We start from the raw sequence: 24,407 nt of genomic DNA on the forward strand, positions 1-24,407 counted from the left end.
TTTATATGTGGTTTATGTTGTAAAATGTACTAAATTTATGGATAATTGATTGTAATTTATGGAAAATAAGTGCGATTAATTGTATTGTGATATTTGTGTAATCGTTAATTTTATGAAAATATTTCTGCGATAAAAAACACATGTATCAACTGTAGTTTAAGTATAAATCAATTTTGATCCATTTATAATGAAAAAAATTTACTCTTTTCTAACCTTGATTTTATTATTGAGCTCCACTTTGCTCTATTCTCAGAATCGACCTGTAACTATATTACCTCAAAACGGTAGGGTTTATGTAAAACCAGATGCCTCTGGCAATGGGAGCTCTTGGGATAAAGCGGCAAATTTGGCCGATGCCTTAAAGTTCTTAGAGGGAAAAACCGCAAAATATGAAATTTGGGTTGCCAAAGGTACCCATAAGCCTTATTTTGATGCTCGTGGTTATGACATTAATCCAAATCGTTACTCTAGTTTTACCATTACTGGAAATATGCGTATTTATGGTGGATTTAATGGGGATGAAACACAGTTAGATCAAAGGGATTCCTATAATAATGTTACCATATTAAGTGGAGACTTTAACGACACTACAATTGTTAGTGGTACGGAAAATAACATGAAAATACAAGGTAATGATAACAATGCATTGCGCGTTTTAAATCTTTTTGTTCAAGATGAGATTCTAATTGATGGAGTTACTATTTTCGGTGGTAACGCAAGTTTGACCTCTATTAATACAGTACAAGGTATATCAATGAGATTTGATAGTGGTGGCGCAGCTTTCTTGGGTAATTATAATGGGGCTACTAAAGGAAAGATTGTTTTCAATAATGTTATTTTTCATGCCAATCAGTCTTTAAGTAATGGAGGAGTTTTATCCACTAGATCAGTTAGCGGAGGGGCAGCTTTAACCCCAGATAACCAAGTATACCTTGTAAGTAGTTTATTGTATCAAAATTATTCCAAAGCAGATGGAGGGGCATTGGAAATTACTCCACAAAGGCAACTCTTTCTACAAAATGTTACAATTTCAGATAATCTAGCAGAAAATAGAGCAGGAGCTTTATTCTTTAATGAAAATGGAGAAAACGCTGCTTATACATCAGATTTATTAAGTAATATTATTTTCTATAATTATGCCAAGAAAAGTAACCCTTCTTATTTTTATTCTGGTAGTGGAAATTTTTTTGGGCAATCTTACATACAGAAAAATTCTATTTATGATGGTTCATATAATATGGGAAAGGAAAATATAGGGGTTTTTAGCTATGGTGTTGATTTATATAAAGATAATCCCTGGGGTTTTCCCTATTATTCATTAATTGCAGGTACTTCTAATAATAGATTTACCACCTCAGGTAATACAATAGCTTATAATAAAATTGTTTCTGAGTTCGGGATAGATGGTAAGGATTTAGGGGGTAATATACGATATAACAAGAGTAAAAATATTATGGGAGCATATCAATATTTTTGCCAATATGTTGTTCCACCAATTGTGGAAACCACTTCTTTTGTTTATGGGCTTAATGAAAAGTCTGCTCCTTTGGTGGCCTATCCAAGCGGAACTTCAAGTGAATTGCATTGGTTTAATCAAGGAAGCGATGGTAAGATAGATTATAATTCACCTATAAAAGATAAAGAATTACCAATTGTGCCTAGTACTAGTAACGCTGGAGTTACTAAGTATTTTGTGGTTAGTTCTGATTCTGGTGGATGTGAAAGTGAACCTATAGAATTTACAGTAACGGTAAAAGAACAATTAATTAAAGTTTCCGCCAATAATATATCCAAATATTACGCAGAACAGGATCCTGAATTGACATTCACAACACATATTTTTGATACCCAGACAACACAAACAAGCGACTCTTTATCCGAAAGTGTAAAACAAGTTAATTTTGAAATTATAGGAAGTCTAGAAAGGGAACCTGGAGAGAATGTACAAGAGTATATTATTAGCCAAGGAAGTCTAGCTTTGTCTCCAGCAACAAGTGATTATGAACTATTACTTATCCCAGGTATATTTACTATTGCTCCTGGTGAGGTTAAAATTGTGCCTAAAAATTATTCCAAAAACTTTGGCCAACAAGATCCCTCTAGTTTTGAGTACACAATAAGTAAAGTCAATGGTGTTGTAGAACAAGAAGCTGTAAGTGGTGCACTACAAAGAGAACCTGGAGAGAATGTGGGTAAATATTCTTATAATGCGAAAAACCTATATAGCTCTAAGGGTAGTAATGGAGTTGATAATTATACCTTTACTTTAGATACTAGCCAGAAATTTGAAATATTGCCTCTTGAAGTAGTTATTACACCTATTGGTAATTTAGCTAAAACTTATGGGCAAGAGGATCCTGAATTAAGCTATAGCGTTAATCAAATTGGTTCAGAATTAACTCTACCTACAGACTTATTACAAAGAGAGCCTGGAGAAAATGCAGGTGACTATAACTTTGTTTTAAAAGAAGGTTTTTCTATGGAAAATATTACATTTAAAGTAGATACTACCTCAAAGTTTACCATTAATCCAGCGCCTTTAAGTATTAAAGCTACAGACCTTAGTAAATATTATGGGCAAAACGACCCTGAGTTAACATATACTATTACACAGGGTGAGCTGTTTTTTGGAGATACTCTTCAAGGTAAACTTTCAAGAGAAACTGGACAAGACGCAGGAAATTATAATATTTCTAAAGCAGGATTAACTATAATAAATACTGGAGTAAATGTAGAAAGTAATTATACAGTCAACTTTGAAAATGGTACACTAACCATTGAGCCAGAAAAGCTGTTAATCACTGCTGAAGCTAAGAGTAAAGTCTTTAATACCCCAGATCCTGTTTTAACTTATAAAGTTGATGGTACTTTATACAATCAAGACAGCCTTCAGGGAGAGTTAATTAGAGTTTCCGGGGAAAATGTAGGAACTTATGCCATTGAGATAGGTAGTCTTCTTGCTCCTTCTTCCAATTACCATTTAGCATTCGAAGGAGCCAATTTGCAGATCTTAGCTGCTAGTTTTGAAAATTTGGAGCTAAATACTCAAAATTTCACCTATGATGGGCAAACGCATACTTTGGAAGTAGAGGGTGATTTGCCACTTGGTACAACAGTGACATACAGCTATGGAAAAATTGATATCACAGTTCCTAGTGTAAATCCGCCTTCAGAGGTAGGTACTTATACGGTTAAAGCTACTGTTCAAAATCCAAATTATATTCCTTTGGAATTAACGGCTCAGATGGAAATTACTAAGGCAGATATAACTGATATAGAGTTAAAAGGAGAAACTTTCCCATATGATGGGAACTCTAAATCTTTATTAGTAACAGGAAACACTGCCCAGGATAATGTTACTTACCAAGGTAACGATCAAGTAAATGTAGGAGTATATAAGGTAGAGGCTACTGTTACTAGGAATAATAACTTTAATACTCTTACTCTAGAAGCTGACTTAGAAATTACCCCTGTAGATTTACAAGGATTGACTTTTAATGATGTAAGTGTAACTTATACAGGTACACCTATAAGCATGCAGGTCAACGGAGCCTTATCAAGCGATCAGGTAACCTATACCTACACCCAAAAAGGAATAGAGGTGACCCCAGTAAATCCTGGAGTATATCAGGCTAAGGCAACAGTAACAAGGGATGAAAATCACAATGTTTGGAGTGATACTGCTACTTTAACAATCACGCCAAAAAATATAGATGGGGAAGTTTTCTTACAAGGTAGAGTGGTGACTTATGATGGGCAAGGCCATGGTTTAGAATTTACAGGTGATCTTCCAGATAATCCACAATCAAGCTTTACTTATACCAATGTATTAGATCAGAGTTCTACTACTAATCAAATGCCAGTAAATGCAGGTACTTATAATGTAGTAGGAACATTAGAAGGAGACAATGTTGCACAAGTTACCAAGAGTGCTACTTTAGTGATTGAAAAAGCAGATATAGGAGGTTTATCTATTAAAGGACGTTCAGAAGACTATGAAGGGACTCCCTTGTGTTTAACACTAGATGGAAGTGAATCTACAGATCAAATAACAAGCATATATACAAGTAGCAATGGATATACCTCAGTAGATTGTCCTGTAGATGTGGGTGTTTATACTTTGACTTCTACTGTGTATAGAAATGAAAATTATAATACAGCTACTGTAAAAGGGACATTAGAGATTTTACCTGCTCCAATTACAGGGGTGTATTTCAATGACCAGAGTTTTGTCTATGATGGAGAAATGCAGACTATTGCCTTTACAGGAAATGTACCTTCAAGTGCTACAGCAAGCTTTTCTTATAAGGATAGCAATAATAATCCAATGAATAATGCACCTATTTATGTTGGTGTATATAATGTAGAGGGGGTTTTAGACAATGGACCCAATTATATTACTTTGAAAAAGAGTGCTAAAATAACTATTACAAAAGCTCCATTAACTGTCAGGGCTAATGATAAGACAAGTATTTATGGACAAGATAAACCTGAGTTAGACTACACCATAACACAGGGTAAACTAGGACAAGCAGATCAGTTAATTGGTAATCTACAAAGCGAATCTAGTTTAGATGCAGGGGATTATCCAATTACCCAAGGGACTTTACATATTTATAATAAAGGTGTTTTAGTAGAGAGCAATTATGATTTTACTTTCATAGGAGCAAACTACACTATAAAAAAAGCTAGTGTACAAATTAACGCTACTCCAAGTAGTAAAGTTTATAGTGCTAATGATCCTTTGCTTACTTACACTCAAATAGGAGAGGTATATTATCAAGATAGTATTCAAGGAGAGTTACAAAGAAATCCTGGGGAAGACATTGGAGATTATGAAATTATTCAAGGTGATTTGAGCCTACCAGAGCAAAACTATGATCTAACTTTTATTGGATCTACTTTTTCTATTTTACCTGCTAGCATTATAGGAGTAAGCTTAGAAGAGGATAGTTTTATTTATGATGGAGCTGCCAAAGGTTTACAAATTAAGGGGACATTGCCTTCTGAAAATAGTAAGGTGGTATACCAGTACAGACAAAACGATAAGTTAATAAATTCGCCTACAGATGCAGGTGTGTATAAGGCAAGCGCTATAATAAGTGATCCTAACTATACTACTTTAACCTTAGAGGCGGATATGACCATTACACCTGCTGAAATTACAGGTGTGGAGCTTAAAGACCAAACCTTCCAATATGATGGAAGTAAGAAATCCTTAGAGGTAAGTGGTAATGTATTAACGGGAGATAATATTACTTATCAAAATAATAGTTTAACAGATGTTGGACAAGTAGATGTAGTGGCATTAGTAAAGCGCAATGAAAATTATAAAGACAAAACACTTTCTGGGGTTTTAAAAGTTGAACAAGCGCCTATTACAGGTTTGAGCTTTAATGATCAGGAGGTTACTTATACTGGAGAGAATATTAAGATTTTTGTAAAAGGAACTACTGCGGAAGATGATGTAGAATATGTATATAAAAAGGATGGAAATACGGTAACAGAAAGTATTTTACCGGGAATATATACCGTAGAGGCAAGTGTTACAAGAAACCCGAATTACTTAACTTGGGAAAAAACAGCTACTCTTATTATTAAGAATGCATCTAGTGATGATAAAGTATACCTAGATAGTAAGGAAGAAACCTATAATGGCAAGCCTCACTTTTTAGAAGTTAGTGGTCAGATTCCTCCAGGGGCAGATATTACTTATATTTATAAAGATAGTAAGGGGAATGAAGTACATGGAGGCGCTATAGCTGCAGGTGTTTATAAGGTTAGCGCTAAAGTTGTTGCCCAAGGTTATAATGATATTAATCTAGATGCAACACTAACTATATTACAAGCACCTATTGAAGGAGTAGATATTGTAGATTCTGAAGAGAATTATGAGGGAGTTCCTTTGTGTTTGGAAGTAATAGGTTACTTACCAACAGATACTCTAACTTTAGTTTATACCGATCAAAATGGTGTTAGCTCTTCAGAATGTCCTATTAACGTAGGTGTATATACTTTAGAGGTTACTGTATATCGAAATGAGAACTACTTAACACAAACAGTTAAGGGGACTCTTACTATTTTACCAGCCCCAATAGAGGATGTAGCACTAAACAATAGCTCAAGAGTATATAACTCTAGTGAGCAAACTATTGTATTTACAGGAAGTATCCCACAGGGTAGTCGAGTAAATTACCAATATTTTGATTCTAATAATCAACAAATGAATCACAATCCAATTAATGTTGGTACCTACAAAGTACAGGGAGTTATAGATAATGGAGCAAACTATGAGGTTTTAAACAAGGAAGCTACCTTGACTATTACAAAGGCTCCACTTAAAATCAAAGCAAATAATCAAAGCGTACAGTATGGATTACCAGATCCTACTTTAACTTATACTGTAGATGGTATCATAGGAAGTAATGATCAAATACAGGGTAGTTTAGCTAGAGAGGTGGGAACAAAGGTTGGCGATTATGCTATTTTAAAAGGAACTTTAACGATAAAAAGAAATAATATTGATGTCATAGGTAATTATGATTTTTCCTTTGAACCAGGTGTTTTAAATATATTTAAAGCTCCACTGAAAATAACAGCAGACCCACAAACTAAAATGTATGGACAAGTAGATCCTGTACTTAGTTATACTTTAAGTAGTGATTTGTATTACCAGGATACTATAGAAGGAAAGTTAACAAGAAAAGAAGGGGAAGACGTTGGGGAGTATGCTATTTCTGCAGGTACTTTGTCTAGTAGCGCCTCCTCCAATTATGACTATATGTTTATTCCAAATGTACTTACAATTACCCCTGGAACAACTATTCCAGGAGTTAGTCTTACATCCCAGTCCTTTGTTTATGATGGAGAAGGTAAAAAACTTGAAATTACAGGAGCTCTTCCTAGTGATCAAAGTGGGGTAGAATATATTTATACCTTAAATGGCATTGTTGTACAAGAGGCTATTAATGCTGGGGAGTATCAGGTAGAGGCAATAATAAGTGATCCAAACTATGAGTCTTTAACTTTAGAAGCTAATCTAATTATAACTAAAGCACAAATACCTAATGTAGAACTTCCTAGTCAAGAATTTACCTATGATGGTACCCAAAAGAATCTTACCGTTATAAATGATTTATCTACAGATGATGTTAGCTATGAAAATAATTCTCGCACAGATGCCGGTGAGCAAACTGTACAGGCAACAGTAGAGCGTAATGAGAATTACGAGATTAAGGAATTAACGGGAATTTTAACTATAGCCAAGGCTAATGTTACAGGAGTTACTTTTACTGATCATACAGCTACTTATACTGGAAAGGCAATTACCCTAGAGGTACAAGGAGATTTACCTACAGATAATCCTACTTATGTTTATACATTCAAAGATGTAAATGGGCAAGAATCAGTAGTTACAGAAGCAATTAATGTTGGTACTTATAGTGTAAAAGCCACCATTGATAGAGGAAGCAATTATAACCTATGGAGTGAAATAGCTACTCTTAGCATTGAGCCTGTGGATGGAAGTGAGACTTTGTTTTTAGATCCCCAGACATTTACTTATGATGGAAATCCACACGAGTTGGAAGTTACAGGTGAAATCCCGATTAATGCTTTTATTGACTATACCTATAGCGATAGTAATGGGGTTGAAGTTGTTGAAGGACCTATTGATGCTGGGACTTACCAAGTAGAAGCCATAATTCTAGCACCAGGATTTACTACATTAACTTTATCTAGCACCTTGACTATTGATCCTGCTCCTATTCAAGGGGTGGATGTCATTGATAGTGAGGAGCTCTATGAAGGCAAATCAATTTGCTTAAAGATAGATGGCTTACTAGAGGGGGATGAAGTTGAAAGGCTTTACACAGGTCCAAATGGATATAGTTCAGTAGACTGTCCTACAGATGTTGGCCAGTACACTTTGACTGTTACTGTTAATAGAGGACCAAATTACCAGGTAGGAGTGTTTCAAGGAACATTAAATATTACTCCAGCTCCTATTGATGACGTGACTTTAAGTGATGCTACTTTTGTGTACAATAAACAAGGCCAAAGTATTTTGGTTGACGGAGATGTTTCTACAGATCAGGTTACTTATACTTATTTTGTAGGTGATGCTGATACTTCTGATGATAATAATGCATTAGAAGGGGCACCAGTTAATGTTGGAACATATATAGTAAGGGCTTTAGTAGATAAGGGAAGTAATTACCAAGATTTAACTCTAGAGGCTCAAATGGTTATTACCCCAGCTCCAGTTCATGTTTGGGCAACAGCTTCTAGTAAAGTTTATGGAGATAACGATCCTGCGTTTTATAGTTATACTTCTGAAGGTTTAATGCAAGGAGATAGTTTTACAGGTGAATTAAGCCGTGTACCTGGAGAGAATGCTGGAGTGTATGCAATTCTGCAAAGTAACTTAACTGCTGGAGATAATTATAATTTAACTTACAGCCAGGCTAATTTTACCATCCAAAAAGCACCTTTAAAGGTTATAGTGAGTCCTCAAGGAAAAGTCTATGGAGAGCAAGACCCTTATGCCTTGAGGTATACTATTTCAGGAAGATTACCTAGTCATTCAATTCAAGTGTCTTTAGAAAGAGCACAAGGAGAAGATGTAGGTGAATATCCTATTACTTTAAAAGAAATAGTTGAAGCAGATAACTATACGGTAGATTATCAAGGAGAAAATTTTACTATTACACCAGCTGAATTAACTATCACTGCCAATGCGAAAAATAAAATATATGGACAGGTAGATCCAGAGTTAGATTATAGCGTTTCTGGTTTTGTTCGTGGAGATACCGATGATATATTAGAAGGAAGTTTAACCAGAAATCCTGGTAAGCCAAAAGGAGTATATCCTATTAATCGAGGAACTGTAGCATTAGTTGAAGGAAATGATAACTATGAAATCAATTACATAGGTAATAATTTAGTGATAGGAGCAGCTAAACTTATTGTTACACCTATGGCTTCCTCTAAAATTTATGGACAAGAGGATAAAGAGTTTTTATATAAAGTAGAAGGATTACAATACAATGAGCTAGCTAGCCAGGTATTTACAGGAGCTTTATCTAGAGAGCAAAATCAGGATGTAGGGGATTATCCTATACTTCAAGGAACTTTAGAGCCTAATGCTAACTATGAAGTAGACGAATTTAATCCTGCTTTATTTACTATTTCACCTGCTACTTTAGAAATAAAGGCAGTGGATCAAAATATGACTTATGGTCAAACTATTCCTGAGTTAACCTATCAGGCAAGGGGATGGCAGTATAATGATTCTAGCCAAAATGTACTTAGTGGGCAGTTAAGTGTAGAAGAGACTGCTAATCCATTACAATCTACTATTATACAAGGATCTTTAGTTTCAAATAATAATTATACTATCGATTTTAGTAGTGGTATTTTAAGGATCAATGCTGCAGAGTTAAAGGTTACAGCTAATAATAAAAGTGTAGTCTACGGAGCTTCGGAAGAGTCTTTAGATTATACGGTACAAGGATTAGTAAATGGGGACACAAAAGAAGTAGTATCTGGTGAATTAGTAAGAGAAAAAGGAGATGATGCTCGTAGTTATGTAATTTCAAGAGGTAGTCTTGAAAGTGCGCCGTATTATTCTATTTCGTTTACTCCGGGTACTTATACCATTACTCCGGCTCCTTTGACCATTAGTGCTAAGCCAGCACAAAAAACATATGGACAAAACGATCCAGTGCTTTCCTTTAGTGTTGAAGGCTTAGTAAACCAGCAAGAGCCAAAAGATGCTTTACAAGGTGTTTTAACTAGAGTAGAAGGCGAAGACGTTGGCTCTTATGCTATTGGAAAAGACCACTTATACTCTAATGAAAACTATAGCATTACTACTTTTAATTCTAATGTATTAACTATTACAAAAGCTGAATTAACTGTGAAAGCGGATAATGTAAGTAAGGAGTTTGGTCAGAATGATCCGGCATTTACCTACCAGGTAGATGGTTTACAATTGGATGATTCCTCTCAAGATGTATTAAAAGGTGAGCTTTCTCGTGAACCAGGAGAAGCTCTAGGGGATCATACTATCACTCAAGGTACTTTAGAGGATGTAACGGGTAATTATACCATTGACTATACCCCTGGTATATTGAGTATTACTCCAGGTGTTTTAACCGTTAAAGCCGATGATGTTACTTTAACTTATGGAACAGAGCCTGTTAATCTACCTTATAGTGTTTCTGGTCTTTTACCTGGACAAGAAGCAAATAGTGTATTAAGTGGTAGTTTATCTTCGCAGGATAAGCCAGAGGTAGGATCTCATGTAATTGAGCAAGGAAGTCTTACATCTGATCCAAACTATACTATAGTCTTTGAACCAGGTGAGCTAACCGTAGAGCCAAAAGGCTTAGTAATTACTGCCGATAACCATACTAAAGTATACGGACAAGCCGATAAGGCTTTTACTTACCAAGTAGAAGGATTAGTTTATGATGAGACTAAAGAAGAAATAGTAAAAGGAGTTCTTACAAGAGATTCTGGGCCAGATGTTGGACAGTATATTATTCATGGAGATGAGTTGGTGGTAAATAAAAACTATACTATCCAAAAGTACGTGGAGGGTAAATTAACGATTACTCCTGCGCCTTTAAAGGTATGGGCAGAGGATAAAACAAGCCCTTATGCTCAAAATAAACCACCTTTAACCTATGGGTATAATAAAGAGGATTTAGTTAACCAGGATATCATCGGAGATGTGATTTATGGAAGTTTAAAGAATGTTACCCAAACAAATGTTGGTACCTATCCAATTGAGCAAGGAACTCTAAAAAGTAATAAAAACTATACGATGAGTTTCACAAATGGTAAATTTACCATTACACCACTACAGTTAAAAGTAGAGGCTCAAAATACAGGTAAGATATTCGGGGAAAAAGATCCTGAATTGAACTATTTAGCCACAGGCTTTGCTAGTGGAGATTCAGAAGGTAATGTGTTAGAAGGAGCTCTAGCTAGAGAGTCTGGAGAAGACATAGGTGAGTATGCTATTTTGCAAGGCAGTTTAAAAAGCAATGCTAATTATATTATTGCTTTTGAAAAAGGGGAGTTTCATATCACCGAAAAACAAGTAACTGTTTTAGCAGATGCTCAAAGTAAAGTGTATGGACAAGGTGATCCGGAGCTAACTTATGTCATTACAGGATTACAGCCTGGAGACTCTGTAACTGGAAAATTAGAAAGAGAAGAAGGGGAGAATGTAGGAACATACAAAATTGTACGAGGAACCTTAGAGGTAGAAAGTAACTATTCTCTAGTATTTATTGAAGATGACTTTGACATTACTGCAGCTGAACTAACTGTAGTGGCTGATTCGGTTACAAAACTGTATGCAAATACGGACCCTGTTTTAACCTACACAGTAGAAGGATTCCAAAATGGAGATACAAAAGCGATTTTAACGGGTAATTTAGAAAGGGAAGGCAATAGAGATGTTGGGGTGTACTTTATAGAACAAGGAACTTTAAGTGCGGGAGACAATTACAGTATTTCTTTTACCCATAGTACCTTTACTATCTTAAAAAGTCCTCTTTACATACACGCTATTGCCCATGGTAAGGTATATGGACAAGTAGATCCTGTTTTAGATTATCAGTACCAAGGAGTAGCTTCATGGGATAAAGTAGATGAGGTACTTAAAGGAAAGTTAACTAGAAAAAAAGGAGAAGATGTAGGGGAATATTCTATTTTAGAAGGTAGTTTAGAAACCTCAGATAACTATGAGTTGAAATTTGATCCTGCTACTTTTACTATTGAAAGTAAAGAGCTGGTTATTTCTGCCATTGCTGCTCAAAAGGTGTATGGCCAGAACGACCCTGTATTAAAATACAACACCCAAGGATTAGTTTTCAACCAAACTCCGAAGGAGGTATTAACTGGTGATATTAAAAGAGAAGAAGGAGAGGATGTTGGAAAATATTCTATTTTGAAAGGAGACTTATCTTCTAATAACAACTATTATATCACCTATAAGCCAGCAGACTTTACTATTACACAAAGTAAGTTGATTGTTTCTGCAAACCCTCAGACGAAGACCTACGCGGATGCAGATCCAATATTGGATTATACAGTAGAAGGATTACAAAACCAGCAGGGCCAAGAGACTGTATTTACAGGTAGTTTAAGCCGTCAAGAAGGAGAAAATGTAGGGAAGTATTCTATTGTACAAGGAGATTTAGAAGCTAATGGAAATTACTCTTTTGAGTTTGTACCTTCGGTTTTAAATATTAACCCTGCTGCTCTAACTCTAGAGGTTAAGCCGGATTCAAAAGTGTATGGTTCACCAGATCCGAGTATTCAGTATACTGTAACGGGATTAAAAGCGAACGATAAACAAGTAGATGTTTTAAAAGGATCTTTATATAGACAAGCAGGAGAGAATGTAGGAGACTACCCTATTTTAGAGGATAAGCTAGTAGTGGATAAGAATTACTACTTAGATTTCAAGGGTGCTGATTTAAGTATTACCCCTGCTGAGTTAGTTGTTTCTGCAGTGGCTAAGACTAAAGTGTATGGTTCAATAGATCCAGGGTTAACTTACCTTGTGAGCGGTTTGACAAATAAAGATAAACAAACCCAAGTTTTAAGTGGAGGGCTAGAAAGAGAGCCTGGTCAACAGGTAAATGTTTATAATATTTTAATAGGTAGTTTAAAAGCAACTCCTAACTATAAACTTGTTTATAAGTCTAATACCTTCGAGATTACGCCTAAGAAGCTAATAGTTGAGGCCAATAATCAAAGTAAAGTATTCGATACTGAAGATCCTATATTGACTTTTGAAACCCATGGCTTTGAATATAGTGACTCCACTTTAAGTGTTCTTCATGGATCTTTGGAAAGAGATCCAGGAGAAGTAATAGATCAGTACGCTATACGTCAAGGTAGTTTAGGAGCTAATGCCAACTATATTATTGATTATTTACCAGGTGTGTTTTATATCACTCCAAATGAAATTACCGTAACGGCTAATGCGGCTTATAAAGTTTATGGACAACAGGAGCCTGTGTTATCTTATTCGATTTCAGGTATAACTAAAAACGATGCATTAGTAGGTGAGTTAACTAGAGAACAGGCTAATAGCCCTGCAGGAGAAAATGTTGGTAGATATGTTATTACCCAAGGGACCTTAGTCTCTAGAGAAGGTAATAAAGTGACCTTCATAGAAGACTATCTAGATATTGTACCTGCGGAATTAACCATTGTTGCAGATGCTCAAAGCCAAGTATATGGACAAACGGATAAGCAATTGTCTTTCCAAGTACAAGGGCTTGAAAATGGGGATACAGAAAGTGTAATTACAGGTAGTTTAGAAAGAGAACCAGGCCTTGAAATTGGAACCTATTTAATTGAAAAAGGAAGTATTAATCCTGGGAACAATTACACTTTTGAGTACTCTTCGAATTATCTAACTATTACAAAAGCTGCTTTAACCATACAAGCAGATGGTCAAAGTAAAATGTATGGACAGGCAGATCCTATTCTTACTTATAAAGCCGACGGATTAGTATATCAGGATACATTAGAGGGTAATCTAACCCGTGTAAGAGGAAATGATGTTGGGGAGTATTCTATTTTACAAGGATCATTGGTTGCTAATAATAACTATGACCTGACTTACCAAGGGGCTAAGTTGTTGATTAATCCTGCAAGTTTGAAAATTGTAGTGGATCATCAAACTAAAACTTATGGTCAAGTTGATCCAGAGCTTACCTATGAGGTAGAAGGAATGCAATATGATCAAAGCCCAGATCAAATAGTTTGGGGTAACTTATTAAGAGACCAAGGAGAAGATGTGGGTAGTTATGTCATTGGCATTGGTACTTTAGAGAGTAATTCCAATTACCAAGAGCCGGTTGTTGTGAGTAATACCTTAGAGATTGTTCCATTGCGATTGGATATACAGGCTCAGGCTCAGGAAAAAATCTATGGTGAAATTGATCCTGTATTGACCTATGAGGTAAGTGAAATGGCTTATGAGGATAAATTGACAGGTAGCTTAGAAAGATCCTCGGGAGAGAATGTTGGAAAGTATACTATCAACCAAGGAAGCTTAACAGCTAGTGGAAACTATGCTATAAACTTTAGTAGTAATGAGCTGAGTATAACACCGAGTACCTTGAAGGTAAAAGCCAATAATCAGCTGAAGGTTTATTCGCAGAAAGACCCTGTGTTATCTTATGAGGTACAAGGACTACAATTCCAAGACCTAGCCGATAAGGTATTAAGTGGTAAGTTAGATAGAGCAAAAGGAGAGAACGTTGGTAAATATGCTATTACCCAAGGAAGTTTAGTTTCTAATGGTAATTATAAAGTGGATTTCTCAGGTGCTCAATTGCAAATCGTTGCTTCTAAATTGATAGTTTTAGCCGAAAATGGATCTAAGATCTATGGGCAAAAGGATCCTGTATTGACTTACAGTGTAAGTGGTATTCCAACTGGTGAATCCTCTAGTAGCTTACTTAAAGGATCTTTAGAGCGTCAAAGTGGAGAGGATGTAGGAAGTTATCCAATTGAGCAAGGAACCTTAGAGGCTAATGCCAATTATGACCTTGAGTTTATTGGTTCTACTTTCCAAATTAGAAAGGCTGACCAACAAATTGTAGGTTTTGACTCTACTATAGTGGTGGACATCAATGAAACTAAAACCCTTCAATTAAAAGCTAGTGCGACAAGTGGCTTGGCTATTGAATACTCTTACCAAGATAAAAAACCAAGTGATGTAGCTAGTGGAACAATAGATGGATTAGTAACAGTTAGTCAGGTGGGAAGTATGAAGGTAACTGCAACCCAAAAAGGGAATCATAATTACAATGCTGTTTCTCTAACACAAGACCTAATAGTAGAGGGAGGAAACTTAGAGATAGATAAGTTAATTATCAATGGTGAGGTATATACAGATGTATCTCCTATTATGAGAATACCTTTATCTTGTTTACAAGACCAGGCCTTTATTGAAGTAGAGGTAGTAACGGATCCAAACACAAAGGTAACTCCAGGTAAAGACTTCAAAGTGGCCGTTGTAAATGGACAGCCTGTATCAGAGGATTTAGTAATAACACTATCGACAAGTAGCGGTCTTACTAAGGAATTTACTATAGAGTTCGAGCTTGCTCCAGATACCTCTAATGTATTAATGACCAAGTATGATAATCTGATCTTTATAAACAATAATCCACTAACCAATGGAGGATTCCAATTTAAAGATTTCCAGATATTCAAAAATCAGGAGTTAATTGCATCGGGTCAAGTATACAGCGCTGGTCAAACTATAAATGATGTGATTGATAGAAATGCTGAGTATTCTGCAATCTTAACTACTTTGGATGGAGAGGTAATCCATACTTGTGAGGTAAGTTTTGATGTTCAAGCTACTTATAATATTGAAGTAGCTCCTAACCCAGTTAGAATTGGAGAGGATGTATCTATACGTTTTGATTTCCCAAGTGAGCATTTTAATGGTGCGTTTTATCAGTTATATACCATCAAGGGACAGCTTGTAGCTAGTGGAGATTTACAAAATACTTTATCTCAAGTAAACATCAATAATAACTTAACAGAAGGTCTGTATTTCTTAGTTCTGAGATACAATAACAAATTGAAGTCCTTTACATTAATGGTTAAAAAATAATAGAATGAAGACAACTATAAATAAATTAGAAAGAGGTATTAAACAAAGTTTACTTTGTTTAATACCTACTAAAAATAACTTCAAACAAACAGTACTTTTTTTGTTCTTGTGCACGGGGTGCTTACTACAGGCTAAAGAAGTAAAAGATTCGGATGAATTACCTTTTTTGAAAAATTCACCGTTTGCAAATAATCCTCTTTTTCCTTTAGATTATAAAAACCTTGAGTTTTATGCAGGGGTTAATTTCACTTCATTAACCAAAGTACCTTCTGGGTATTCAGGTAAAGTAGAAGGGGGTTTTGATTTGGGAGTAAACTATAAGTATGCCTTGGATTACCACTGGGCAATAGTTGTAGGTTTAGAGTATAGTCAATTAAACTCTAAGGTAACTGCTAAGGATAGTAGGGGAGAATACGAGACATTCGATATAGAAGAAGAAGCTTTTATATTTAAATACTCTAGCCAAAAAGTTACTCAAAAATGGAATATGGCTTATTTGTCTATTCCTGTTTTAGTGCATTATGATATTTTAAACCAAGGTAAAGTATATGCTAGAACTGGATTTAAATTTGGAATGCCACTTAAAAATAAAGTGAATTTAAAAGTAGAGGACTTGCAAACAAGGGCTTATTTCCCACAGTATGATGTGGAGTTTGACCAGCCGCTTTATTTAGGGTTTGGTGATTTAGGAGATTGGAGTCAAAGTAGTAAACAAAAAAGAGACTTTAGATTTTCCTATCTTCTTGAAGTAGGAACAAAGATAGAGATTGGCAATTTTGACTTTATACATGTGTCCTTATTTATGGATGTAGCATTATCCTCCCAAACTACTGGAAAAACAAATAATGTTCATTTGGTGGAGTACCAGGGGATAGTGGAAAATCCAATTGTACTCAACAGTATTTATCAAGCTAATGCCAAGAAATTTAAGGCACATAATTTTGGAGTGAAACTCTCCTATAGTTTCGGAGGGTAGTTTTACCTCTAGTGTATTTTACAAAAAATAAGATATAATTATAATAGATTAGAACCGTATATCTAAGGATATGCGGTTCTTTTTTTTCCAACATTGATGAATTTCAAAATGGCTTAAAACAGAATACTTATCTTTATACATTAGCTCTTTTCTTTTAAGTCTATCTTTAATACTTAGTTTGATAGAGGTAATAAAGAAGTAAGCTTTAAAAGCAAAAAGGATTCCTACTATGAAACAAAAAGTATTAGCCAATATTGCCAGATGGATAGAGTCAAGTAAAAACTTAGAAATTAATTATTTAAGCAAGCAAAAAAGAGTCAATGTGAAATTTTTAGTAGAGCCTTGGTGTAATTTAAACATGGATGATTCACCTGTTTTACCACTAGAAGGGGAATACAAAGAAGCTTTCTTAAATGGTTTAGTAGAGATTTATCACAGTTGGAAACAGACTTTAGAACAATTAAAAGAACCTTATTATTTAAAAATATGGTTATTTGAAAAACAGCTTCACCGCTCCCAAGTAGTCTGCGCCATAGAGGAAAGTTTAGATTTTTACGCTAGCGTATTTGAGCCATGTGAAACAAGCTCTTTCCTAGTAGACTCTAGTCATGCTAAAAAAATAAAACAGACTAGTATTCAATGGGAACCAAGTTATGAGCTACAATTATATGAGGCAGACTTTGTAGGGGATCTTTCCCAGTACAGTAGTGAAAAGGAGTACTTAGAGAGTAAAGAGTGGTTTGAGCTAAACGTGATTGAAAAAGCTTACACTATTATGCCATACGGTAAGTCTATTTGTTATCTAGTCAAAACAGATACGGTATGGCTTGGCCAGAGCATTTAAGGTTAAGTGTCTAAATATATTTCTTTACTTGGTTTTAAATTTCCCGCTTCAAATACTGTTGGTGCATTTTCTCTACTCGTTTAGCAATCTGTCGTTGTAAAAAACGTGGAGAGATAACTACCATGGCTTCTCCAAAACCTAAGATCTCACGTTCTAATTCAAAGTTAGGTACTACATTTAATTGTATTGTCATTCCTTTTTCATTGTGCTCTAATACCTGTTGGGAAGGGTGTAAGGGCTTTGTCTTGACATAGGGAGCATGATAAGTATTCACCCAAAGTATTACTTTTTGAGCGCGGTCCATTTGTGTTTTAGTAACCCCTAATACATCTTGGAAATATCTTTCAAAGTCAACTCCTGTATATTCTACATAGGGTTCTGATGGTATACTATGTACCTGTAACATTCTATCTAAAGCAAGAGTAAGTAGATGAGAAGTCTTATTACTTCTAGTAATTAAAAACCAGCGGTTGCGGTATTCCTTTAGTAAATAAGGATAATAAAACAACTTGGTAGCTTCTTTGGATTTAAAAGATTTATACTCAATTAAAAGAGTCTGCTTATTTTTGATGGCCTCATAAAGCGGGGTAATAAACTTTATTCCCTTTAATAGGGGATTACCTTCCAATTGAATATAACTCGGAGCCTTTGTCTTATGGGTTAATAGGTTATTGTCTAATTTGGCAATAACTTCACTCATCTCTTGTACTTGACTAAAACCATTGAGGTGTTTTAATATGGAAACAGCCTCTTTGAGTTTATTTATATCGGTATCGGTAAATGGAGAGTTTCTAATACTATAGTTTGGATCTTCATAGGTATAGTACTTTCTGTCTACAACAATAATTGGTGCATTATACCCTAAGGTGTCGCTTCGCATGGTTTGAATGTCCATTTGAATGGTACGCTTGCTAATACCTGTTTCAATTCCCTCGTATTGGTATAGACCATCTGCAACCTTTTCAATAAGGTCATTTAAGGTCCATTTTCTAAACCTATTTTGTAGACATTCATCCAAAAGACGGTAGCGCAGTAATGCTAATTTATTTGTTGCCATGCTTTATTTTGATCTGTTTTCATATCAAATATACTGTTTTTGCTTTTAACTACGCAGAGTAAATGCGTACTATGTCGTTTGTTTACTGTTTTTATACTATTTATTATATTTAATAAATTGATTTTTAATGTTTTGAAAAATTAATTAAAATAAAATTCTACTACGCAATTAGTTTGCGCATATTGGTATGCATCTTTGTAATGTTCGAAAGATGCAAACCTTGGAAGCGTTTCTGTATAGCGCGGAAGTAAGACACAATAGTTTCTCTTATTCTGTTTGTAGAAATAGATCAATGGGGTTCGACTCCTCACATTCTGCAAAGGAATGACTAGTGGTTTAGTTATGTGATTCGGGTCGTGGGTTAAAGCCCCACTATTGCAAAAGCAGTATAACCAAAGGGGTTAGAGTAGAATGACAGTTGCCTTAAAAGCAAATATAAAAGAAGTGAGGAAGGACTTCAATAAAAATCCTCCATTTTTAAAAGCACAGTCTAACTGGGGTTTTTAATCTGTTTCTTTTATAGAAGCTTATTGAAAAGCTAGTAAAGCCTGAATAGTAGATTAGTCTACATAAAAAAGGATTAGGGATTGTATAGGACGAGTCACTTACTTTTTTAAGGTGCTCTAGACTATAGACGAGTAATTCTATTTATTAGACAATTTACCTTTCCGCTGAGCGCTAGTTGACTTTAGCTTAGACTGCTGCTTTATAAGCAATGATAAAAAAAATAAAAATATAGTTATGAAAAAGTTGCAAGTAAAAACCAATCATGTAGCCTTAGTTTTTAAACAAGGAGAATTAGATAAAGTATATACCCAAGGAACCTATTGGTTATGGGGTAAAAGAGAAGTTACTCAGTATAATACATCGGAAATGTTTTCCTATGGACAGGATATAGATGCATTATTAGAGAATAGTGATTTAGCGAATCTCTTAGAGGTTATCGATGTGATGGATAATGAAGTAGTATTAGTCTATAAGAATAAGGTATTTCATACTGTACTTTCTTCTGGGCGTTATATCTTTTGGAAAAAAGCTAAAATGTACAGATTTGAGCGTTATACAATTAGCGATATAGAAGTTGCTTCAAGTATTCACAGAAGTATTAGAAATAAGGCCAATATGTCCTGTTTTCTAAGAAATTACACTGTAGGGGCTAATGAAAAAGGACTACTTTTTGTGGATGAGCAGTTCAAAGGGATTTTAAACCCTGGGCAATACAGCTATTGGAAAAACGATATCAAAGTACATATTGTTATGGTAGATACACGTCAGCAGACCATGGAAATCAATGGCCAGGAAATCTTAACTAAAGATAAGGTACAGCTAAGGGTAAGCTTTACTGCTGTGTTTCAAGTAGAGGATTTTTTGAAGGCCTATTGTGATAATAAGGATGCTGAGAAACAGATGTATGCTACTATTCAGCTATTGTTAAGAGAAAAGGTAGGCCGTATGTCTTTTGATGAGTTAATGGACAGTAAAGAAAATGTATCCCAAAGTATTTTACAAGAAGCCAAAGAGCAAGTAGGCACTTTAGGTATTGCCTTAAAGACATGTGGTATCAGGGATATTATCTTGCCAGGGGATATTCGTGAGATTATGAACCAAGTCTTAATTGCTGAGAAAAAAGCCCAAGCAAATATGATTACTCGTAGAGAGGAAACTGCTGCTACAAGAAGTTTGCTAAATACTGCCAAACTCATGGAGGAAAACGATATGCTTATGCGATTAAAAGAGATGGAGTACATCGAGAAGATTGCAGATAAAGTTGGAGAAATCAGCTTATCTGGAGGTGGGAATGTACTAACACAGCTCAAAGAAGTATTTGCTAGATAAAACAGATAAAACAGATAAAACAAAACATATTGTCCTAATTATGCTGGTTAATACTCTTTTATTTTTAAAAGAGTACATTTAACTAGAATGAAAAAGAATTAAAATGAAAAAGAACACCCCAATAAATGGAAATGATTTAATAGACTTAGGTTATCCTGAGTCAAGTATCCTTAAAGTTGCTCTACAGGCCAATAAGAAAAGAACAGGCCTTACAAAAAAACAGATGCTAGAACATTATAAAAAAGTATTAGATAGTGCGCAAGATTATATTAGCCATCCTATTTTTGGAAAATTAGCTAGAGCAATTATTCAAGGGGAGCAGAAAGAAATAGAAAATGAGGTAATCCCCTTAAAAAAGGAAGCAGTACCTTATAAAGTGTTTGGGGCCCAACATATTGAAAAGGGAGCTATAGAACAGATGGAGGTAGCGGTAAAATTACCCGTTGCAGTTGCAGGAGCCTTAATGCCTGATGCTCACTTTGGCTATGGTTTACCTATAGGTGGGGTTTTAGCCACACAAGATGCTATTATTCCATATGGAGTAGGAGTAGATATAGGATGTAGAATGGCTTTATCTATTTTTGATATAAAAGGCCTAGAGTTCTACGCAATGGAAAATCTATTAAAAGAACAGTTAGTAAAGCATACCAAATTTGGGGCTGGACATGGGTTTTTAGGACAGTATAAGTTACAGCATGCTATTTTAGATCGAGACGAATTTAACCTAAATCCTTTTATACGAAACTTAAAGGATAAAGCATGGGAACAATTAGGTTCTTCAGGAGGAGGAAATCACTTCGTAGAATGGGGATTGATGGAGTTTGAGAAGACTGATGAGGTTCTAAATATAGAAAAAGGAACTTATTTAGCTTTATTAACCCACTCGGGATCTAGAGGACTTGGAGCTACTATTGCAGGACAGTATACTAATATTGCCAGGGGAGTATGTAAATTGCCTAATGAGGCTAAGAATTTAGCTTATTTGGATATGAATTCTCAAGCAGGTCAGGAATATTGGGCGCTGATGAATTTAGCGGGAGACTATGCATCTGCTTGTCATGAGGTGATTCATGCTAAGTTAACAAATGCTATTGGAGCTCAGGTATTAGCAAAGATTGAAAACCACCATAATTTCGCTTGGAAGGAAACCTACCAAGGTAAAGAGGTGATTGTTCACCGTAAAGGCTCTACTCCTGCAGCTAAAGGCGTAATGGGAATCATTCCAGGATCTATGACAGCGCCTGGGTTTTTAGTAAGAGGAAAAGGAGAAGCGCAAGCTCTGAACTCTGCTTCTCATGGCGCGGGAAGACAAATGAGCCGTACACAGGCAATTAAAAATTTAAAAACCAATGATATTAAAGCTGTTCTAAAGGACCATGGTGTGGAAGTTATAGGCGCCGGGAAAGACGAGGCTCCTATGGCGTATAAGGATATACATCAGGTGATGGCTGCCCAAGATGAGTTAATAGATGTTGTGGCTAAATTTATACCTAAGATTGTACGTATGGCAGATGATGGGAGTAGGGAGGACTAAAAAATAAGATCAGAACCAAATCCCAGTAGTGTCTGCCGCTACTGATAGGTGAGCAAAAAACAAATAGCTTAACTCCGTTTAAAACTTATAAAGTTCTAATGGAGTTAAGCTATTTTTATAGGTTATAAACACAGCAATTAATAAGTCATATCAAAATATTAATGATGTTTCTTATTGTGCTTTTTAGCCTTATTTTGTCCTGGGGCATAAGGTTTTGCTGATTTAGAACCTGTTATCTTTTTCATTTGTCCAGGAGGTATATCGTGATTTGCATTGGATTTCACTTGGACAGCGCATGAACTCAGCACTAGAGCGGTAAAAATAGCAATGCTTATTTGTTTTAGTTTTTTCATCTTTGTTGTATGTAAAATTATTTACTTAGGAGTTTTAAATCCACAGTGCAATGTAACCAGAATTTCAAAAAACACGAGGAAGTATTTTAAATTTAGTATATTTGTATGAACTGGTGAGGGACCCAACCTAAGTGTTGGGAGCAAGCCCGCACCCCCCGAGAGGTAAAGTAAGTGGATTATTTTACCTCTTTGTTATTTTAAGCAAGTCTATTCTAGTGGCATTTTTAGCATTACTATAGTTAGGTATATTTTTGTTTTAAATAGCTGTATACCCACCATCTACTAAGTAGTATCCACCTGTTATAAAAGATGCCTTTTCGGAGCTTAGAAAAAGTACTAATTCAGCTACTTCTTCTGCTTTTCCTAATCTTCCAATAGGATGTTTTGCAATCAGAGCATTTCTTTGCTCTATTGGAATATGAGCAAGTAGAGGAGTATCAATATATCCAGGACCAACGCTATTGCATCGAATTCCTTTAGAGGCGTATTCTACTGCAATATTCTTTGTAAGTCCTACTACCGCATGCTTAGCAGTGGTATAAGCGCTAGATAAAGGAGCTGCAACGCTACCGTGTATGGATGCCATATTTACTATTACTCCATTTGCGTTTTTCTCCATTGCCTTTAATTGGTATTTACAACCAAAAAAGACACCATTTAGATTGATATCGATCACTTTTTTCCAGCTATCCAAGGAGTAATCTCCAGTTAGATTTGCTTCTCCTGCTATACCTGCATTATTACAAGCAATATCTAGTTTTCCAAATACCTCCATGGTTTTAGCCACTAAATTTTCATTGTCTTTTGCTAAGGAGCAATCTGCTTTAAAGAAGGCCACTTGTGCGCCTTGGCTTTTTAAATCATCTACGATTTTTTGACCTTTAATTGGGTCTATATCTGATAACATTACCTTGGCTCCTTCTTTGAGGTATGCTTTTACAATTGCCAGTCCAATACCCGATGCTCCACCTGTTACTAAAGCTACTTTTTGATCTAATGTTTTCATAGTTAGTGTTTTTAGAATACTTAAATATACGGAAAATCAGGTGTTTATAAAAAGAACATGGAGCTAAAAGTGGTGTTTATATTATTTTAAATCTAGTCTACCCTAAAGCGAAACGGCTCTGTAGGGTCGTGTATAATGGAACGAAGAGGTTTATCTTTTGATGGTTTTAAAGGAATCACTTGGGTTTCTAAAAAGGTGTATTTTTTACCTGGTAAAAGCTTAGGCGCTGCAATATCCTGGAGGTTATCGGGTAATTCTATGTTAGTTGCTAAATATTGAAAATTACCATCAGAGGCTTGTAGTATTACTCCTGGGAGTCCATGGTAATATTCAGGCCCAACCTTAAAGGGAAGTTCAATAGTATACCAAACCTCAAAGTCTTTTCCCATAAAGTTGGATACAGCTTTTGCACACAGGTATCCTTGAATCATTTTGGTGCCTGTGCTAGGTTGCCACCCCCAGTCTAACAGATGATCTACTACTTGTTTATTGTTTATTATAGCAAATAAAGAGTCTTGATTAATATCTGTTAAGTAATAAGATTCTTTGTTTATATGTTCTGAATGAACTAGCTGATTTTGTCTTGTAGTATATGGTACTATTTCAATAAGGGAATCCTTGCCCTTGGCTATATCTTTGGTAAAGTAAGACCTACCATCTTTATACATTAAAGTATAGTTATCTGTATAGTTTTCAAGAGTATCTACTGCGCTTTTATAACCATAGGATACTATTATGTTTTGTGAAAACAAAGTAAAGGACAGTAAAAGCATCCCTAGTAAAACTATCCAATTATATTTTTTTTGATCACTCATAACAGATATAAAGTAAAGAAGTTAGATTGCTTTAAAGATACTTATTTTAACCAAGATAAATAGGTGTAAAATCTAGATAAAATGCTCTTAAAAGCAAGACCAGGTGATAGGTGAGATGATCAAAATAAAGTACACCATCCTATCTTATTATTTTTGATGCACATGCTTTTGTATTTTGTAAATTCTTTAATTCTATTTTTTGAATTGTAGTCTCCTAGCAAACGGATCAAAATCTTTTTCAAGACTATCTCGTCTTGGAGTTCCAGGTTTCCCATAAACATCCTCTTTAATTTGTGCCCAAGTTTTAAATCTGGTTTTT

9 protein-coding genes are annotated in these 24,407 nt (G+C 35.2%); 5 read left to right on the top strand and 4 right to left on the bottom strand.

What is annotated here, in order from left to right; genetic code table 11:
- The first annotated feature begins 187 nt into the window (after nucleotides 1-187).
- The 3 genes from ACYSNX_RS01040 (at nucleotide 188) to ACYSNX_RS01050 (ending at nucleotide 17,487) form a co-directional block, all read left to right on the top strand.
- On the top strand, nucleotides 188-15,667 hold the full coding sequence (locus ACYSNX_RS01040) for an MBG domain-containing protein (RefSeq protein WP_461752834.1): 15,480 nt from the start codon (nucleotides 188-190) through the stop codon (nucleotides 15,665-15,667).
- Nucleotides 15,668-15,671: 4 nt separating this feature from the next.
- Nucleotides 15,672-16,643 carry an outer membrane beta-barrel protein gene (locus ACYSNX_RS01045; protein ID WP_461752835.1) on the top strand — a complete coding sequence of 324 codons (972 nt, stop codon included), beginning with the start codon at nucleotides 15,672-15,674 and terminating at the stop codon, nucleotides 16,641-16,643.
- Nucleotides 16,644-16,872: 229 nt separating this feature from the next.
- Complete coding sequence (locus ACYSNX_RS01050) at nucleotides 16,873-17,487, top strand: hypothetical protein (RefSeq protein WP_461752836.1); 615 nt, start codon at nucleotides 16,873-16,875, stop codon at nucleotides 17,485-17,487.
- 34 nt (nucleotides 17,488-17,521) lie between these two features.
- Here ACYSNX_RS01050 and ACYSNX_RS01055 read toward each other — a convergent pair whose 3' ends face one another.
- A complete protein-coding gene (locus ACYSNX_RS01055) occupies nucleotides 17,522-18,544 on the bottom strand; it encodes a helix-turn-helix transcriptional regulator (protein WP_461752837.1) in 1,023 nt (340 codons plus the stop codon).
- Nucleotides 18,545-19,285: 741 nt separating this feature from the next.
- On the opposite strand from ACYSNX_RS01055, the gene ACYSNX_RS01060 reads away from it, so the two are divergent.
- Together ACYSNX_RS01060 and ACYSNX_RS01065 are read left to right on the top strand one after the other, a co-directional pair.
- Nucleotides 19,286-20,380, top strand: coding sequence for a slipin family protein (locus ACYSNX_RS01060; RefSeq protein ID WP_461752838.1), 1,095 nt, complete (start codon nucleotides 19,286-19,288; stop codon nucleotides 20,378-20,380).
- 103 nt (nucleotides 20,381-20,483) lie between these two features.
- Nucleotides 20,484-21,914, top strand: coding sequence for an RtcB family protein (locus tag ACYSNX_RS01065; RefSeq protein WP_461752839.1), 1,431 nt, complete (start codon nucleotides 20,484-20,486; stop codon nucleotides 21,912-21,914).
- A gap of 158 nt (nucleotides 21,915-22,072) precedes the next feature.
- Here the strand turns inward: ACYSNX_RS01065 and ACYSNX_RS01070 are convergent, their stop codons facing one another.
- The 3 genes from ACYSNX_RS01070 to ACYSNX_RS01080 form a co-directional block, all read right to left on the bottom strand.
- Nucleotides 22,073-22,267, bottom strand: a complete 195-nt coding sequence (locus ACYSNX_RS01070; protein WP_461752840.1) for a hypothetical protein — start codon at nucleotides 22,265-22,267, stop codon at nucleotides 22,073-22,075.
- 256 nt (nucleotides 22,268-22,523) lie between these two features.
- Nucleotides 22,524-23,273 (bottom strand): SDR family NAD(P)-dependent oxidoreductase, encoded by a 750-nt coding sequence (locus ACYSNX_RS01075; protein WP_461752841.1) that lies wholly within the window; start codon nucleotides 23,271-23,273, stop codon nucleotides 22,524-22,526.
- A 92-nt stretch (nucleotides 23,274-23,365) separates the two neighbouring features.
- Nucleotides 23,366-24,088 (bottom strand): GLPGLI family protein, encoded by a 723-nt coding sequence (locus tag ACYSNX_RS01080; RefSeq protein WP_461752842.1) that lies wholly within the window; start codon nucleotides 24,086-24,088, stop codon nucleotides 23,366-23,368.
- Nucleotides 24,089-24,407 lie beyond the last annotated feature (319 nt).

Source organism: Myroides sp. LJL115 (assembly GCF_054871665.1).

Coding starts and splice junctions, on each gene's coding strand:
- ACYSNX_RS01080 (WP_461752842.1), bottom strand. CDS start 24,088: ATGAGTGATCAAAAAAAATATAATTGGATAGTTTTACTAGGGATGCTT.
- ACYSNX_RS01045 (WP_461752835.1), top strand. CDS start 15,672: ATGAAGACAACTATAAATAAATTAGAAAGAGGTATTAAACAAAGTTTA.
- ACYSNX_RS01060 (WP_461752838.1), top strand. CDS start 19,286: ATGAAAAAGTTGCAAGTAAAAACCAATCATGTAGCCTTAGTTTTTAAA.
- ACYSNX_RS01065 (WP_461752839.1), top strand. CDS start 20,484: ATGAAAAAGAACACCCCAATAAATGGAAATGATTTAATAGACTTAGGT.
- ACYSNX_RS01040 (WP_461752834.1), top strand. CDS start 188: ATGAAAAAAATTTACTCTTTTCTAACCTTGATTTTATTATTGAGCTCC.
- ACYSNX_RS01055 (WP_461752837.1), bottom strand. CDS start 18,544: ATGGCAACAAATAAATTAGCATTACTGCGCTACCGTCTTTTGGATGAA.
- ACYSNX_RS01050 (WP_461752836.1), top strand. CDS start 16,873: ATGAAACAAAAAGTATTAGCCAATATTGCCAGATGGATAGAGTCAAGT.
- ACYSNX_RS01075 (WP_461752841.1), bottom strand. CDS start 23,273: ATGAAAACATTAGATCAAAAAGTAGCTTTAGTAACAGGTGGAGCATCG.
- ACYSNX_RS01070 (WP_461752840.1), bottom strand. CDS start 22,267: ATGAAAAAACTAAAACAAATAAGCATTGCTATTTTTACCGCTCTAGTG.